Source organism: Dehalococcoidia bacterium (assembly GCA_003597995.1).
Taxonomy (GTDB): domain Bacteria; phylum Chloroflexota; class Dehalococcoidia; order Dehalococcoidales; family UBA1222; genus SURF-27.
The window spans coordinates 1-15,441 of the sequence record QZJY01000038.1 but is presented as its reverse complement, the minus strand read 5'-3'; the positions used below and the strand labels follow the sequence as shown (position 1 = coordinate 15,441).

Annotated in this window: 14 protein-coding genes and 1 riboswitch; of the genes, 1 reads left to right on the top strand and 13 read right to left on the bottom strand. The window is 49.1% G+C overall.

Features of this window, described 5'->3' with window-relative positions; translation table 11 throughout:
- Positions 1 to 108: 108 nt before the first annotated feature.
- The 11 genes from C4542_05515 to C4542_05465 all read right to left on the bottom strand — a co-directional run bounded on the left by C4542_05515 (position 109) and on the right by C4542_05465 (position 10,612).
- Positions 109 to 384 (bottom strand): hypothetical protein, encoded by a 276-nt coding sequence (locus C4542_05515; protein ID RJO61817.1) that lies wholly within the window; start codon positions 382 to 384, stop codon positions 109 to 111.
- 64 nt (positions 385 to 448) lie between these two features.
- Positions 449 to 2,710 carry a hypothetical protein gene (locus C4542_05510; protein ID RJO61816.1) on the bottom strand — a complete coding sequence of 754 codons (2,262 nt, stop codon included), beginning with the start codon at positions 2,708 to 2,710 and terminating at the stop codon, positions 449 to 451.
- Positions 2,711 to 2,724: 14 nt separating this feature from the next.
- Positions 2,725 to 4,101 carry a hypothetical protein gene (locus tag C4542_05505; GenBank protein ID RJO61815.1) on the bottom strand — a complete coding sequence of 459 codons (1,377 nt, stop codon included), beginning with the start codon at positions 4,099 to 4,101 and terminating at the stop codon, positions 2,725 to 2,727.
- A 126-nt stretch (positions 4,102 to 4,227) separates the two neighbouring features.
- Positions 4,228 to 6,162: a hypothetical protein gene (locus C4542_05500; protein ID RJO61814.1), complete on the bottom strand. Its 1,935-nt coding sequence runs from the start codon at positions 6,160 to 6,162 to the stop codon at positions 4,228 to 4,230.
- Positions 6,163 to 6,347: 185 nt separating this feature from the next.
- A complete protein-coding gene (locus C4542_05495; GenBank protein RJO61813.1) occupies positions 6,348 to 6,764 on the bottom strand; it encodes a hypothetical protein in 417 nt (138 codons plus the stop codon).
- Positions 6,765 to 7,223, bottom strand: coding sequence for a hypothetical protein (locus C4542_05490; protein RJO61812.1), 459 nt, complete (start codon positions 7,221 to 7,223; stop codon positions 6,765 to 6,767).
- A gap of 249 nt (positions 7,224 to 7,472) precedes the next feature.
- Entirely contained in the window at positions 7,473 to 8,633 is a 1,161-nt protein-coding gene (locus C4542_05485) for a copper amine oxidase N-terminal domain-containing protein (GenBank protein RJO61811.1), read from the bottom strand.
- A gap of 21 nt (positions 8,634 to 8,654) precedes the next feature.
- Positions 8,655 to 9,110, bottom strand: coding sequence for a PIN domain-containing protein (locus C4542_05480; GenBank protein ID RJO61810.1), 456 nt, complete (start codon positions 9,108 to 9,110; stop codon positions 8,655 to 8,657).
- Positions 9,103 to 9,402, bottom strand: coding sequence for a type II toxin-antitoxin system Phd/YefM family antitoxin (locus tag C4542_05475; GenBank protein ID RJO61809.1), 300 nt, complete (start codon positions 9,400 to 9,402; stop codon positions 9,103 to 9,105). Before C4542_05475 ends, C4542_05480 begins: the two co-directional genes overlap by 8 nt.
- A gap of 325 nt (positions 9,403 to 9,727) precedes the next feature.
- Entirely contained in the window at positions 9,728 to 10,072 is a 345-nt protein-coding gene (locus tag C4542_05470) for a hypothetical protein (GenBank protein ID RJO61808.1), read from the bottom strand.
- A gap of 264 nt (positions 10,073 to 10,336) precedes the next feature.
- A complete protein-coding gene (locus C4542_05465; GenBank protein RJO61807.1) occupies positions 10,337 to 10,612 on the bottom strand; it encodes a hypothetical protein in 276 nt (91 codons plus the stop codon).
- Between the two features lie 5 nt (positions 10,613 to 10,617).
- Here C4542_05465 and C4542_05460 point away from each other — a divergent pair, with 5 nt between their 5' ends.
- Positions 10,618 to 12,318 carry a transposase gene (locus tag C4542_05460; protein RJO61806.1) on the top strand — a complete coding sequence of 567 codons (1,701 nt, stop codon included), beginning with the start codon at positions 10,618 to 10,620 and terminating at the stop codon, positions 12,316 to 12,318.
- A 137-nt stretch (positions 12,319 to 12,455) separates the two neighbouring features.
- Here the strand turns inward: C4542_05460 and C4542_05455 are convergent, their stop codons facing one another.
- Positions 12,456 to 13,445: a hypothetical protein gene (locus C4542_05455; GenBank protein ID RJO61805.1), complete on the bottom strand. Its 990-nt coding sequence runs from the start codon at positions 13,443 to 13,445 to the stop codon at positions 12,456 to 12,458.
- Positions 13,446 to 13,463: 18 nt separating this feature from the next.
- Complete coding sequence (locus C4542_05450) at positions 13,464 to 14,666, bottom strand: hypothetical protein (GenBank protein RJO61804.1); 1,203 nt, start codon at positions 14,664 to 14,666, stop codon at positions 13,464 to 13,466.
- 83 nt (positions 14,667 to 14,749) lie between these two features.
- A riboswitch (cyclic di-GMP riboswitch) is annotated at positions 14,750 to 14,837 on the bottom strand.
- Positions 14,838 to 15,441 lie beyond the last annotated feature (604 nt).

The following is a 15,441-nucleotide window of genomic DNA, read 5'->3' as shown; positions in this document are numbered from 1 at the left end:
TTCAAAAGAGCTTTTTCAGGCAATGATCAGTCTTGCAAGATGCTGGCCGAAAACCGTTTCAAGAGAAATATGGCACATCCAAATTAAAGGCACTGCTCTTTAAGCAATTTAATCTTCGGGCATAGATACCTTGATGAACTTAAGTTGATACTCAATCCTTTTGATGACCTCTAAGGCTTCTTGGAGAATCATATTTTTTCGCGCCATCATGTCGATAATTTCTCCAGCCACCTCGTTAACAACACCGTGGCGAATATAGAAGTCCAACTCGTCTTTTTGCAACAATACCACCTCCTCTTTTTTATCCTGGATAAAAAAGAGCCGAAACCGGCTCCTTCTCCTAAAAACTTCACCCTTGCGGCGCCGGATAATCCCCCTTTGCATCCGGCCCCTCCCGCCCCGGCCTTAGCCGGTCTACCTCCGTAGGGTGAAATTCTCACTCTGCCCTCTACCTGCACCACCAGAAATCCCTCGCTTCGCCCGGGAAGTTTATAGTAATCATAGGCTCGCCCTCCGCAGTGTCTATCCTTTGCCGATAGTCCGCCAGATACTCGTCGTCCGCTTTTTCGATTAAGCCGTCAGTTCCCGAGTACCAGGGGTTCAGATATGACAGGTTGTGAACTTCTACGCTTTTATAGTCGTAGCCGAGGTATTTGTCCACATAGTTCCAATCTCCATCTATTCTATATTTTACGCGCACCCCTGTTTTCGCTATTACTGGGTATTTGAACGCATCGTCAATATCGCCAGGCTTTATTACTTCCAGCCTCGCCCAGCCGATTTGAGGCTCTTCAAAAGTATCGACAAGGTTGTCAACCGCGCAGTTAGGCGATGAGGCCGTCTCTCCGGCGTTGTACACGACTTTCGTTTCCTGCGGCGCCAGCTCAATCGGCAGCGAAACGCTTACCTTATAGCCCGTGGGCGGCAGATACATGTCAACGTAGTCGCCGCTCCATCCGTATTTTTTCCATTTAACCGGGTAATCCGAGTCAGGATTAACCGCTTTTATTACTGCGCTGAAGGTTATGTCCGTTTTCCAGGCTGTACTCTCTCCATACGGCGGCTCAAAAGGAGGATTGGTTGTGTCTTGATCAGTAGACGTTACGTTCCACTTGTTTTCCGTATTGTCGTACTTATAGTTTGTGACCCTATAATACACGTGATAACGATCTCGTCGTGTTTCTTCGACATTTGTCGCTGTCCCCGAGATAACATCTACCCCAGCCTCAAAATACGGCCTTTTCATCTGTGAGTGCCAGACTATAAACCCCGGCTTGACCTCTTTCTCCAACTCGCCTACATCTTCTCCCTCAGTTTCTCCCTCAAACGTCCACCATTCAACGAAGGCCGGTTTCGCTTTGACCACCGGTACATTCGCAGGCTTCCACTTGGGGGGATAGAGTTCACTTGTGCGCTCAATGCCGCCCTCGTCCCACGTTTTAACCTTCTGCGGGTTTAAGTCTCCAAATACCTTCTCTCTATAGTCCAGCAGCGACGGCCCCTGCTTCTCGAACGAGTGAGCGTCGGCATAGTCTTCAAGATAAGCGTACATCGGGTAGAGCTTCCAATAGTTTATACCGTCAATTGTTTCTGAATGGTCACCCGTTAACCGGGGAAGCGCGCTTAAACCCGTAAACGTTCTGGCGGTGAAAAAGTCTGCGAGCTTCTGTTTGGCCACGTCCGTGGCTTCGTTACCATCGGGTGACAACCAGGAGACCTCCCAAATACCTTTATTGAAACGTATTGCTCCGTTAAACCTCCAGTCGTGATATTTCCAATCAGCGTAATATCTTCCGTTGGCCCGCACACGGTACTCGAATGGGATGCCTCCGCTCAAATCAACCGGTTCGGGAACCCATCCTCCATCGTCGCTAAATTCTATAAACCCCCAGCTCGGCTTTAGGTTATCCGGCAGCTCCGGGTCCTGGTTTTCCTTTGTCTGCGCCCCGAAGTCAGCCAAAGAGTAAGACGTGCAGGAGTCGCCGTTCCAGATCTGGTCATAGGATAAAGAGCCCGGTTCGTCCACATCTTCTGCTTCATCATACGGAAAACCTCTGCTAACCAGAAGGATCTTGGTTTCGTATCCCTTTAAAAGTATTTCCTTTTCTTTGTATTTCCTTGTTTGGTAATGATAACTGCCGCCGTCTATGAACTTATAGAGATTTGCCCACGCCTTCGCCTTAACCGGAAAGCCGTTCGGGTTAGTCATGGCCGCCGCTATCAGCCAGTAGTCGGGGTCGCTGCCCGGAAGCAGGCGTGCGAATGAGTAGTCCCCCGGCCACTGCGCGCTGCCCCTGCCGATCCTGAAGTACTCGCCGTCTTCGTCGAAGTATGGCTTTGTGGTCACGCAAACGTTGGGGGCAAACAGCGATTCAACCTTTACCGGTTCTATCTTTTTCACCGTGTCGTAATCAATCTCTTCCTTTTCCTCATAGCCCTTGAGTATCTTAACCTTCTTTTTTTCCGTCTTACCCTGCGGTATGTAGGCTTTCAGCGGTTCTCCGGTATCGGGGTCGCAGACGATGAACATAACCCCCGCCTGGCCGGCGTCCTCCCAGTAGCCGTAAACCTGTATCTCCACCATGTCGCCTTTTTCGTCGTACACTTTTATCGTTTCCCAGTGTAAATCGTTAGAATCGGCAACTGCTGCCGAGTGGGTCAATAAAATAGCGACGGTTAATAGTAACAACAGCAATACTACTTTGCGCATTTTTCATTCTCCTTTCATTTTTTTTCTTTGTTTTGCAAATACATCAAGGAGCCTTCTCCAATTTCGTCTTTCCAACTAAAGCTCCACCGCGGTATCAATTGATGTAGCCAATACGCTTCTCCAGCATTTTGCTCTTCGTTCCACATCTGTTCTTTTGCGACCCATAGCGGCAAAAGCGGAAGCAGTCCAAGGATTAGCAGGAAAATCAGGACCTTCTCCAGAATGGAATAGTGTAATAGAACCCAAGCATAGACAAGCGTTACTCCCAACACAGGCAAGATTAGGGTGAAAAGGCGTCCGGAAAAATATAAAAAACGGTTTGGTATTATAAGATATCCGCTGAGACTGGAGCCGAAAGTTTTATCCTTATTACAGAAACAACCCCCTTCAGATTTTTTTAATTGGCTGGCGTACCAGGCCGGCCACCGTCGCGAAATCTTGGCAACTGCTTTTTGCCATGAAAAACCAAAGATGATGCTGAACATTTGTATAACGACTATCATTGATAATGAGCGTACAAACAATAAAAAGGTATAGTAAGCGACATAAATATTCTCAGGTCTTTTAAAAAGAAGGGGAAGGCCATAACAGAGAAGGAAAAGCCATGCGGCACAAACAAAGATAACGGCGCAGGATTCTTGGAAGACAACTCTGGGTTTGACAGCCGGCGCGTTTCTGCTCCACACCCAAAGAACCGCTGGAACTGTGTGATCGCTACCCCCTTGAATAACACAATCCCTCTTGTTAGAAGTTTTTTGTTCGCAGGTCTGGTATATGGAACCGGCGCTTTTTTCATCGGTATCCTTATTTACGGAGTCTGCAGACTGCTTACCCTGGTCTTTTTCCTGGAGAACCTCCCCTTTCTGGAGTGCCTGACCATCTCTGCCGCAGTGGTTGGTTTCATCAGCACTGTTTACATTTGGAACTCTATAAGAATTGGCGCTGCCAGTTTCGCCTTCAACCACGGGAAAGGCAGGTGGAGCGTTCATCTCGGATTTCTTTCCTGTCTTATATACGATAAACTCGATTACAGACGCAAGTATTTGAATGAAGAATTTGCCTCTATCATAGAAACTCTCCTGAGCTTTCCATCTGTAAAAAAGATTGTTGTTAAAACTTGGCTGCTCGAAAACCCTGACAATTTTGAGCCAAAACCCAAAGAAAAGAAACTTCTCTCGCGCCGAAGCGCCGCCTTTTCCGCGATTTCCGCCGCTGCTTGCGGGATAATCGCAAGTCTTGTTTTTTTGAAGAGGCCTAATATAAAGCCTCTCCGTTCCCCCTGGTATGAACTGACGTGGGTCGCTCAAAACAGGGTAATCGCACAAAAATAACAAGATGGGGAAGGAGACAAAAAAAACCAGCAGCACTACAGACGCAAGTGTAATGATCATTTTCTCCCTCCTTTCGTCATAAAAACGCCCGCCGCTTTTTCCCCAGCGGGCGTTGTTTTCTCCGCCAAAAAACTCCGGCGCGGGATCCCTTGCCTTCAGGCGTGGGGATGGTTGACTATACTCTACCTAATTCTGATTCGGAACCAGCCGCAGCCTCTTCTTAACCGGCGGCGCCTTCTCAATCGGCACCGGGATATAATATTCCACCTTTTCTTCAATCTCTCTTTCCTCGTACACCGGCGTGCGCACCGTCTTCACCGGCCAGTAATACAGCGGCCAGCTTATATCCAAATTCAGCGGCTGGTACGGCGGCATGTCATCTACGCCAACAGCCATGTACCTCTTATTGTCGTCGTAGGTGGATTCCTCTTCGTCCTCAAAGAGCTCCCTATCCCAGGAGGCACCGTCGCCGCTCTTATAGGCTATCGAGGCAGTCAGAGTGACCTGGTCCGACGAGCCGGGGCTCCAGCCCCACTCCATGGTCTTCGTCCCCTTGGCGGGCATGACGTACCACACGTCGTCGCCGGCCTTGACGTGCCAGCCGTAATCGTTTTTCTCGTATAAACGCATTTTAACGTCGCCCTCGAAGTCGAAAGTGGACGTGAAAACCGCTTTTGCGGTATAGTTTTTGCCCTGGACAACTTGCGTCACCGAATTACCGTTTTCATCGAACACCTGCAGGTCGGTGCAGGCCAGGTTGTCGGTTTTGGGCGGTTCGGGCGGCGAGGGCGGATCGGGATTATCCTCCCGTTCTTTGTCCTTGCTGAATCCCATCAGGGCCATCTTCTGGACGTTGTCCGCATAGTTGGTCTCCGGCGCTCCATTGCCGCCGAAGATTTTCTTGCCTCCGCTGTTCCGCCAGTCGGAGACCAGGTTCTGGTTGACCCAACCGCCCTGGTGGTATATGTTGGCGGTGGCGATGACCTCGTACTCGGGCGCCTCGCCTCCCGGCGGCCCTACCGGCACGGGTACTTCGAACTCATTGGTCACATAGATCGCCTGCGGGCCTTCCGTGTCCCAGCCCCTGCCGTAGCCGCGCAGCTTAGACAGGGTTGGGTAAAAGTCCAGCAGCATCGGCTCTTTGCCTTTCTCCTGGATGTAAGCGCGCAGGTGGACGTCCCGCGCGTCGAAGGGCATCTCATTCCACAGGCTCACCGTGAAGCGGTCTTTCTCGCCGGGCGTTTTGGCCATGTAAGTGCGCTTCAAGTCCGCCAGCATGACGTTGTAATTCTGGGCCACGACCACGTCTCCGTAGCCGCCGGTTTTGTTCAGCGGGGAGACGAGCATCACGCCGGCCCAGTCGGTTAAGCCCCACCAGCCGACTTCGCCGGGGGTGGAGGTCGTGTTGCCGTCCATGTCGGTGTAGGTTATGGGGCCGGCGGATTTCTTATAGACGAACTTGTTGTCGCGGTCGCGCCAGCCCACGTCGGCGGGTCTGGATGACGAACCGTCGCCAGCTTTAACGCGCTGCGGGTCGGCGGGGGTGGCTTTATCGCTCAGAGGCTCATGATCAGCAGTATACCCGTCCCCCTTCGTCCTGGTGACGTTTACCTCCAGCTTGTACATGTCCGCGGCCCGGTTCCACGCTTTGCTGCCCACCTCGTCCTTCCAGCCGCCGGGCCGGTCGCTTAAGTCGTAGTACCTGCCGCCGCCGACGAACGGCCAGTTCAACGGGTCGAAGTAGGAATCCTTGAGCGTTTTGGAAACTTCGTCCGCAGGTACGGCGGCTTGGCCGGTGTCGTAGTAGTCCGCGGGGTTGTCGAACTTGTGGTCGAATGACGGCACGTACATGGTGTCGATGGTGCGCACCGCTTCGGCTCCGCCGCCGAGCTTGATCTTGTAGCCGAATTTGGCCCAGGTCATGTAGGCGTATTTACGGGGGAGGCCGTCGTAGTCGTATTCGGCGGGGGTGTTATATGTACTCTTCGACCATGTTTTTTGGTTTTCTGTCAATTTCTTCTCTGCAAACGCCGCGACCGCCCCCATGACCAGGAATACACCTATTACAATCAGCAACGGCCTGGGGAAGTTCCTTATTCTGTTTTTAAGTCTTGTAAACATAATTTACTGGTCAACTCCTTTCGTGAATTTTTTTTAAAGATGTAAATATTCACTTGTCTACCCGATATCTGAACCACCTCCTGAAAAACAAAAGCAGGACTTTCGTCCCACTTAAAAACTATTTTTTAAAAATCACAAGGAATAATATACACCTCGCGCTATTTAATTGCTAAATATTTTTCTCCTTACTCTATATTATAAAAAAACCACTTTCCGTCTACCATTGTCATTTTTAATTCCCAGTCTATACCGGCTTTTCCACTTGTCACTTGTACTGTATCCTCGTTTATTTTTTTAAATTGAAAGTCTTCCAGTTTATACTTCGACAACTCACGTTCACTTGCTGTAGCCAGGGCATGGCTGGGTGGATAAGCAAAAAAGGGGGACTTGTTAATCAGTTCCATTAACTTGGAATCTCCTCTTGTCATCGCTTGCATAAATGTTCTTGCAGCATCTTCAGGTGTCTTGTTATTCACTTTTTTACCACAGGAGATATTAATAAAACAAAGCGCAAATATTATTAATATACTCACTATACGTCTTAACTCCACTAAAACATCTCCCCTTTTCTTGAATATGGTTCTTAAGCCAAACCTGATCAACTAAACTGAATTAGCTATATTGGTCATATTAACAACCCTCGTGTTTGCTAATTTATCCCCGACCCTTCTTCCGTCAGAATTGATCAATACAGCAACAACTTCAATTATACCTACAACGGACGCCACTAACAGATAAGCCATATGGCCCAAAAAAGGCACTACAAGCAAAAGCGACGGCAGAGCAAATACTAAATTACGTTTAATGGAATCAATATATGTAGACGATTGACCGCTTTTACAACTAATTACCCTCAAGCTTAAAAGTTTCTTTCCGAGACTGCTTCCCCCGGCTAAACCATCCCGTAGAAGAAAATATAGAAAACCCGCTATACCACCTAAAATTGGAATCAGGCCAATTAAACTAACAATAACTGCATCCACAAAATAAGCAAAAAAACGCCCAATATGACTAGGTTTTTCCACGATAATAATCTCCTTCCATAAATTCAGTTTTCTCAATCACACAAACAACTTACATAAAAAAACGCCTCCATTCCTTAAATCTACTACCTGACAATGTCTCAAATGATAGCATCAAGAAACCCTCCTTATTAATTTAATTATACTTACTAAATCGGAACAGTCCTTCTTAATCTTGAGCTATTTAAGAAGCGCTGGTCGGTTCTTTTTTTTGTAAAAAACCTATAGAGCCCTTCAACTAAAAACAAAAAGAGCAGGGGGGTTCGCCCTGCTCTCCAAAGACCAAAACTATGCTTCCACTTTTTTAAAAAATACTATACCGCTTTTTTTATCTCGGAGATATTCCATTCCACCATCATGTACCGTACGCCCACCGTCCAGTATCGCTCTGAAATCATCCAGGTCATAGCTATCCAGCATAACCGCTCCGTTAATCATGTACAGATCGCTAGCCTTCACCAGGTCGCCGGTAAGCTCGTCTTTTATCTGATCGCAATACTCCATCGTGTAGCCGTTCAGCTTCAGCAGGTTGCCGCCGGCGTCAATCTCAAACCAATAGTCAGGATACATGAACATTTTTAGCGTTCTGCCGTCCCAACTCAAGTTCTCATCCGGCACGCCCAAGGTTTTGAGAGTATCTACAGCAGGTAGGTAAATTTCATCGGTCATAAACGGCGCGGCGGACAGTGCCAGCGGAGTGCCGCCTTCTATGGCGTCTATCTTTGTGAAGCCCGACGGGGCTACATGAGTCTTAACCGTGCAGTTCACGTAAGCGTTCCCGTCGCCCATCCGAAAACCCAGCGTTTTCAGCCCCGCCGGGGGCGGGAAAGGCGAGCTCTTCCGCAGAGGCTGCCAGAGAGTGACGGTCCTTGTGGCGTTGTCCCAGCCTACGTCCACCCCGAAGCCTTCGGCCACGTACCTGGCCGGGAGGTACACCCTGCCGCCGCGGTTTACGGGGGCTACGTCCATTATTTTATAGCATTTCTTTATGTAGGTTTCGTCGCCGCCGAACTCGGTTTGGTAAGTAAGGTACCACGGGTTGTCGTTCGGGCAGTACCCCCAGTAAGCCTGGTAGAAGTTGCTCTCCTTGCTGCCGACCCGGAACTTCAGCACGTTGTAGCCTCTTATCAACTGCACGGTTTTGGTCGGCTCGTCCCACACCACGCCGCTCTCCGGCACGCCCAGGGCGTAGGCGATGTAGCGGATGGGGACGTATGTCCGGCCATTCTCGATAAAAGTTTTGGCGTCCATCTCATTTGTTTTGCCATTGGCCGTGTAGCTCGCTTCTCCGACGATGAACTTTGCGTCCACCGAAGGCACGGTGTAAGGAGCCTTCGAGCGGGCATACTGATTGCCGGCATAGCAACTCCCTGCTATCGCCGGAGCGGTTATAACGAATAAGGCCATTATAAGGGTTAACAGGATCAACAGGTTCCTCAATTTACGCATCGGTTATCAACCTCCTTTATGTTATTTAAATTCGCGTAACAGTTTCACATACTCCCGCCTGCCGCCTAAAAGGTTCACCAGCTTTTCATCCGCTGTCCAGAACTCACACACATCGCCTGTCCTTTCGGTTGTTACCTCCGCCACCGCCATGAAAGCCGCGTCGTATAGCGTCGGCAAGTCGAAATAGCGGCTGATCTTCCACGCCCGCTCCATTATCGCCCCGCTGTCGTGGTACTCTATACCGGGGAACTTCTGGTACTCCTGCCACAGGTTATCCGTTTCCTGCACAGCCAGGATGTCCCGCCTGCGTTTCTTCCGCAAAACCGTCCCTACCTCAACCCAGGCGAAGGCCGGGAGCGCAATGATCTGATGGTTCTCTGTCACTTTATCCAGAAGGGCCAGGGCCTTGTCGCTGTCTTCTTCGGGCGCTAGGATTTTCACAAGAACCGACGTGTCCAGACAAACGTAACTATTCATAGCGGCCCACCCCTTCCCGAAGTTCACGTATTAATTGAGTGGAATCTTCCTGTACTCCGGTTCTCCTGGCTATCTTTTCTCTCAACTGCCTGATTTTCTCCATGCTCCGCGCCCTGCTTTTACTTAACGTGTCTTCTTCCGGTTTCTGCATCTTCATGAAATATTCCGGGCTAACTATGTAGGCTACAGGTTTCGATCTCTGCACAATTATGATCGGCTCCCCGTTCTTTGCCAGATCGGATAATACGTTGTGTATTCTGATCCGTATATCTGTTACGTTTATCATATTCATCTGCAATCACCTCCGTTTATGTTCTTAAGTATAGTGTATATTATAATATCTACTATTGCAAACTGCAGTTTGGATCACATGAAGGCGACTACGATCAAATATGGCTTTTTTGGTATGATATGGACAAATTGCTAAGTGAAGCTGGTTTTTTCTTGAAATATCGGCTGTTTTTGAAAAGGACAACGGAAATCTTGAGTTGAAAAGACGGGGTGGTGAAAATAGGGATAAGGACAGGGGTGTGTTGGGGGATTGGCAGGAAGGGTATGCGCATACCTTGAGGGTGGGCGATACTGAGGTATGCGCATACCGTTGGGATAGAATCATACTATTCGGTATTCGGAAGATTTTTTTGAATCCATCGTATGACGCCGGCAATTATACCGTTTTTGATCGATTGGTTAGTATTCTTGTAGCTTTCATAGGCTAATTTTGCCTCACAAGAACCATCTACAGATGTGAAAAAAGCGTCCAGTTTCGTTTCCCATGATTTTTCGCTTAACAAACTGTGAACGCCAGTTATGTTCCGTTGTTCCTCGGGCATTTGACGATTAATATAGTGCGAAACGGATTTCATCAGGTTTTCTTCAGCCATGTCCCAAAATGGGTCGCGACCTGGAGCAATATGGCAGCATTGTTCAAGGACAGATCTTTCTATAGACTCAATTTGCATAATAGGTACCTCCTTAAAGGATTTTTGTGAATTTTGTAGAATTCCCACATATTACATATGGAAAGGATGTGCTGAAACTGTCTGCTCAAAACACTGACTCTAACAGTTCCTGCTGCCCTTTTAAAAAGGGTGACTGTTCCAAAGAATGCCCAGTGAGTTTCCCTTACCCTGGCAGAGGAGATATTTGTGCTTTTACTGCAATTGCCATACTCCTCTACAACATCGACGCGAGGCTTTCTAATCTTAAAAAGTGACACAAAACAATCAGTCAAGCGCACGATAAGCCGACAAAATAACCACTGCGATGTCGCAAACTGCATTTAGTTCATCAGCCGCGTCGTATTCCGGTAGGTTGTTCATTTTACGTTTAATGTTTTCCACAGATAACTCAAAAACATCAACCAATTTTTCTACAACCTTATCAACCCCGCCGGGAATAACCTCCATTTCAATGGAAGGATGAAAGACGGTATAGTTAGTTTTGTTTTCCAAACACTTGTTCTCAACCCGCTTTTCTGATAAAATATTCTTGAGGTGCACATTCCATGGAAAAAACGTACTTCTCCAACCGGATCTACAAAAACACCCTGACGACAAAACAGGTGTATTCTATTGCCAGCGCCTTGATTAACTTCAACCGGGCTAAGCATAGGGCGTACAGGCTATTGTTGACCTCTCACAACTACGGTGTAGAGCACAGCCCCTCTGTACACCTCCAGATCAAGGAGCGGTTCTCTTTCGACGACTACTGGGCCAACTCCGCCGTCCGGGAGGCAAAAGCTCAGGTTTCCTCTCAAAAGGAGTTGCAAAAAATACACATCGCCGGCAAGAAAGAGCAGGTTGGCGTTAAAAAAGACAAAACCAAAGAGTTGAGCAAAAAAATCAAGCGGTTCGAGGAACTGCTTGCCTCCATAACTAAAAACAAGTTTAAGACCTGGCGCGGCTCCGACATCGCCAAACGCGAGTCCGGCGTCGTCAGCGTGGACTTCAAGAAGAAGTCCCTGGTGTTTTACAACACCTACGATTTTGAACACCGGTATTTGCGCCCAGAGATAAAGAGACTGAAAAACCGGGTAAAACTCATCGAGTATTCAGTAATCCGCTCAGAAAAGGAGCTGGAAAAACTCCAAAAAGGCTTCTTAAAAGGCTGCGTCTTCGGCGCGAAAGCCCTTTTTAAAAAGCAGTTCACTGTGGAAAAAACCAGGAACGACCACGAAGCATGGCTGGAAGAATGGTGGAAAGCCCGGTACTCCTCCCTGCGGGTCTCCGGCAGGCTGGACGCGAAGTATGGCAATTTCGTATTTAAATATAACTTTGCCGCAAAGATGCTGACCTTCGACGCGCCGGACGGAACCCATGTAGCCGTACCGGTGGTGTTCAAATACGGCCAGAAGGAGGTAGACGCCGCCCTCATCTTCCAGAGCGAAAGGAAAAAGCCAATCGCCTGGGCTATTGAAGACCGCGGAGAATACTACCTCTTCAAAGTCACCGTGCAAGCGCCGGAAAACCCCTACGTCAACTACTTTAAGGGCGACGGCGTAATCGGCCTGGACATGAACTACGACCACATTGCCCTGGTGGAAATCGACCGGTTCGGGAATTTAATTAACTGGACAATCATCCCCTACAACCTGGACGGCTTAACGAAAGGCCAAGCGGTCAAGGTTCTGGAGCAGGTTGCCGTGGATATCATGGAAATCGCCAGAATCAAGAGAAAACCCGTCGTCATCGAAGATCTGGATACCACCGATTCGAAGTTCCGGTTGAAATACGGCAACAAGCGCAGGAACCGGAAAATTACCCTGTTCGCCTACCGCATATTGACAAACGCCATCATTGCCCGGGCCAATAAGGAAGGCGCGGCCGTCTTCAAGGTGAATCCGGCCTACACCTCGGTCGCGGGCAAATTGAAGTACATGGTCCAGCGCGGCATCCCTATCCACGTTGCGGCGGCGCTGGTCGTCGCCCGGCGGGGCATGGGGTTCAAAGAAAGGGTTCCACCGGTTTTGTCGGCGGCCTTACCGGAGAAGATAAGGCGTCGGCATCACTGGGCGCACTGGAGCTACTTTCAAAAACAGGTGAAGGGCGTAAGCGTCCATCTTCTGTACCAGTTGGGCAAAGAGTTGAAAGGCGGCGCTCCTTTCAAGGAGGCGCTGGAAAGGTTGAAATCCCCGCCCTGCGCGGGGCGAGTATGTCTTCCAAACGTTACGTCGCACGGAAGGCTTTTTGCAAGTAGTCTTAGTTGAACAAGGCTGCCCGCCGGTCATTACCGGCGGAATCCTCCCAATTCATTGGGGGGAGGTTCAATGGGGACATCTTCCATAGCATCAACTCCTTTCTTTTGCACCCCCTAATAATAGCGAAACCGGGCAAGTCGCCCGGTTCACCGAGTTTTTTCATCACTTTTTCTATGATTATCAGCAAATAACTTCGGGTCCGGGTCGAAATATTTGTACTCAAGTTCCCGAGTGAAAGTCATTACTTTCATATCCACATACCCTGCATCCCATGTCACGTCCATCGCTATCCATCTGCCGTCCACAAACGCTTCGTTCCAGGCATGGTTTCCTTCCGGAGACCGCTTGAACGTTTCTTCCCACGATTCATAATACCAGCGTCCCCAGCCGTTTACCGTCCTGGCTGGTATACCCAGAGCCTCCAATAGTTTTTCTGTAAGGGCCGAGTATCCGGAGCAAACGCTTTTTCTTTTTCTCAAAACTTGAACTGGATCGACCATTTCACTTGTGATCTCCCCCTTGCCATATAATTCCACGTCATAAGAGATGTTGCCAGCCACCCAGTCATGCACCGCGCGGACTTTTTCCATATCTGTTTTCTTGCCCTCCGCGATGCTTTTTGCCAAGGTGACTATTTCCTGATCTATTTGATTTTTTTCTTGGGCCATACGGTCATTGTTGCGCTCTATAACAACGTCTGTGGAAAATATCTCAACCTTTCTGGTTTCGCCATGCCATATAACGCTGCAGCCCAGCGATTCACCTACGAAACGTAACGGAACCATAGTCCGGCCGTTTATTATTTTTGCCGGCACGTCTATTTCAACTAGAATACCGTTTTTATACGTCCGGCCGCCGATGACTAACTGGATTGCTGTACTGCCTTTGACAACGGTTACAGCCTCGACAGACTCATCCCAAAGAACGGTAGCGCCAAGAGATTCAGAAACAACCCGCAACGGCACCAGGGTGCGACCGTTTTCAACCACAGGAGGCGCGTCAAAGGATAACGGTTGATTATTAAGGAAGATAGAAGGCGCGCTGTAGTCCGCAGCGGTTGCAACGCCAAACGAAGCGGGCGGGAAAAATATCATAAAAAGTAACATGATTGCAAATATATATCTTATCGCTAACATGTCAATACACCCCTCTCCTTAATTAACTGATGACAAGATTTCCTTTGCCGGCACAAACAAAAGCGCGTTGCTGATCGGCCTCCCCGATCTGGTTACATACCGTCCGCTATAGTACAACCCCGAAGAGGCCCCGCCGTCGAGGTTCATGGCATCCTGCGCTCCCAACTCTTTCATAATCTCGGCAAGTTGGTGGATTGTTACCCCGGATACCGTCACCAGCAAAATGGTATTATCCGGCTTAACCCCTATGGCGCTTCGCTGAGCGCCCTGCGTCAATATCTTGTCCTCACCGAAACTTTCAATTGAAAATTCTACGGCCACCCTGCCATCTTTGACAAGACGCGGTCCAGCTTCTACGCCCGATATTACGTCAGACCAGTCAACCTTTTTACCGTTTTCATCTACGATATACTCGATAGAACCATCCTTTTTCGTTTTCACGTCGTACAAAACTGTTATTTTCAGCCTCCCGTCCGCAGTAACGCCCGCAACGGCCCTGTAATAACCCCTCTGAAGCATCTTTCCGTCTTTGATTATAGTCCCATAGGGCGCGCCGTGCGGCTCGCCTGGTCTGTCGGCGTAAGCGTTAAAATAAGCGCCGTTTATAGCCGCCACAGCACCGTAACGCTTCGCCAGCGACGCCAGTTCTTCCGTTTTACCCATTTGATCCTGACCAAACGCCGCCATCGCTTTTACCGAAGCGCCCCAGGGTATTTCCACAACCCTGGCTCTTCCGTGGGAATACTGTTTAATACTGGCTTCTCCAGGTACGCATATGCGAACCTTTTTACCGTCCGCAACAATGGTGGCAGTTCTGTCCGCGCTGCTCCAGGATACCTCTGCCCCCAACGCTTCAGCCACGAAGCGCAGTGGGACATAGGTCAAGTCTCCAACAAGCGTGGGAGGCACGTCCAGCTTGATTTCTTTCCCCGCTGCGGCAGCCTTCCTGCTGTTAAGGGCAAGCGTGATCACAACGCCGTTTTTCTGAATCGCCATATCCTGCTCAGAGCCGCTCCAAACTACTTCTGCTCCGAGAGATTTCGCCACGGCGCGAAGGGGAGCGAGTACCCGATCCTGAACAATGATTCCCTTGAATAGTGGTACGTCATCCGCTCCCGCTGGTGAAGCTGCTATAAACAGAGCCATAATAGTAGTTACCAGGATTAACAGGCTTATTTTACGCACCGCTGACGATCCCTCTTTTCTTCTTGCAAACAACAAAGCCTGCCGCCGGTTGAACCGTCAGCAGGCCCGTTTTTTCGCCTGTGTTTGCAGAGTAAGACTGGCTCTCTCTGCCTTTTATTAACGGCAACCCGGCTGTCCTGGCGAGTATGTCGCTTTAGACCCGTAGCTTTGCGTCCCTGCTTTTCAGCAGGTTTGCCTTTTTCGTTTTGCTGATATTTTATCCTATATTGGCTTTTTTTGCAATACTTTCCTGGAAAAATATTTTGCACTTTAAAATTGAAAAGACGGGGTGGTGAAAACAGGGATAAGGATAGGGGTGTGTTGAGTCAGGCAACAACGCGGACGGCAGGTGATTGAAGGCGACGGGGTATGCGCGTACCTGGCGGATAGCCCGGTTAAACCAAGACCGAAGTAGAAGTGAATCTATCCAACCCGCCCAGAGCACTCCCGCCTCTATAGGCGGAAGAGGCTTTCTAACTCGCCATTATGTTCCTGTCCTAACCTCTCCCGGCCGTCAGAACAAAAAGCCCCCGGCTGGTGCACCGGAGGCTTTTTGCCTTAAGGTTCGCTGCAATTCCGCCGAATATCGAAAGAAAAACAATTTGAGGTGCCAACTCGACTTAAATGAAAGGGAGGCATGTATAGTGGAATTCACGTTAACTTGCAGTTGTTGCAACCAGTCATTCGGGATGGATGCACATCATTTGAGGGAAAAAGAACACCTCGAATGTCCCAATTGCGCTTATCAGGTTTCAAAAGAGCTTTTTCAGGCAATGATCAGTCTTGCAAGATGCTGGCCGAAAACCGTTTC

Coding starts and splice junctions, on each gene's coding strand:
- C4542_05500 (RJO61814.1), bottom strand. CDS start 6,162: ATGTTTACAAGACTTAAAAACAGAATAAGGAACTTCCCCAGGCCGTTG.
- C4542_05505 (RJO61815.1), bottom strand. CDS start 4,101: ATGATCATTACACTTGCGTCTGTAGTGCTGCTGGTTTTTTTTGTCTCC.
- C4542_05510 (RJO61816.1), bottom strand. CDS start 2,710: ATGCGCAAAGTAGTATTGCTGTTGTTACTATTAACCGTCGCTATTTTA.
- C4542_05475 (RJO61809.1), bottom strand. CDS start 9,402: ATGAATATGATAAACGTAACAGATATACGGATCAGAATACACAACGTA.
- C4542_05455 (RJO61805.1), bottom strand. CDS start 13,445: ATGTTAGCGATAAGATATATATTTGCAATCATGTTACTTTTTATGATA.
- C4542_05470 (RJO61808.1), bottom strand. CDS start 10,072: ATGCAAATTGAGTCTATAGAAAGATCTGTCCTTGAACAATGCTGCCAT.
- C4542_05485 (RJO61811.1), bottom strand. CDS start 8,633: ATGCGTAAATTGAGGAACCTGTTGATCCTGTTAACCCTTATAATGGCC.
- C4542_05515 (RJO61817.1), bottom strand. CDS start 384: ATGCAAAGGGGGATTATCCGGCGCCGCAAGGGTGAAGTTTTTAGGAGA.
- C4542_05480 (RJO61810.1), bottom strand. CDS start 9,110: ATGAATAGTTACGTTTGTCTGGACACGTCGGTTCTTGTGAAAATCCTA.
- C4542_05460 (RJO61806.1), top strand. CDS start 10,618: ATGGAAAAAACGTACTTCTCCAACCGGATCTACAAAAACACCCTGACG.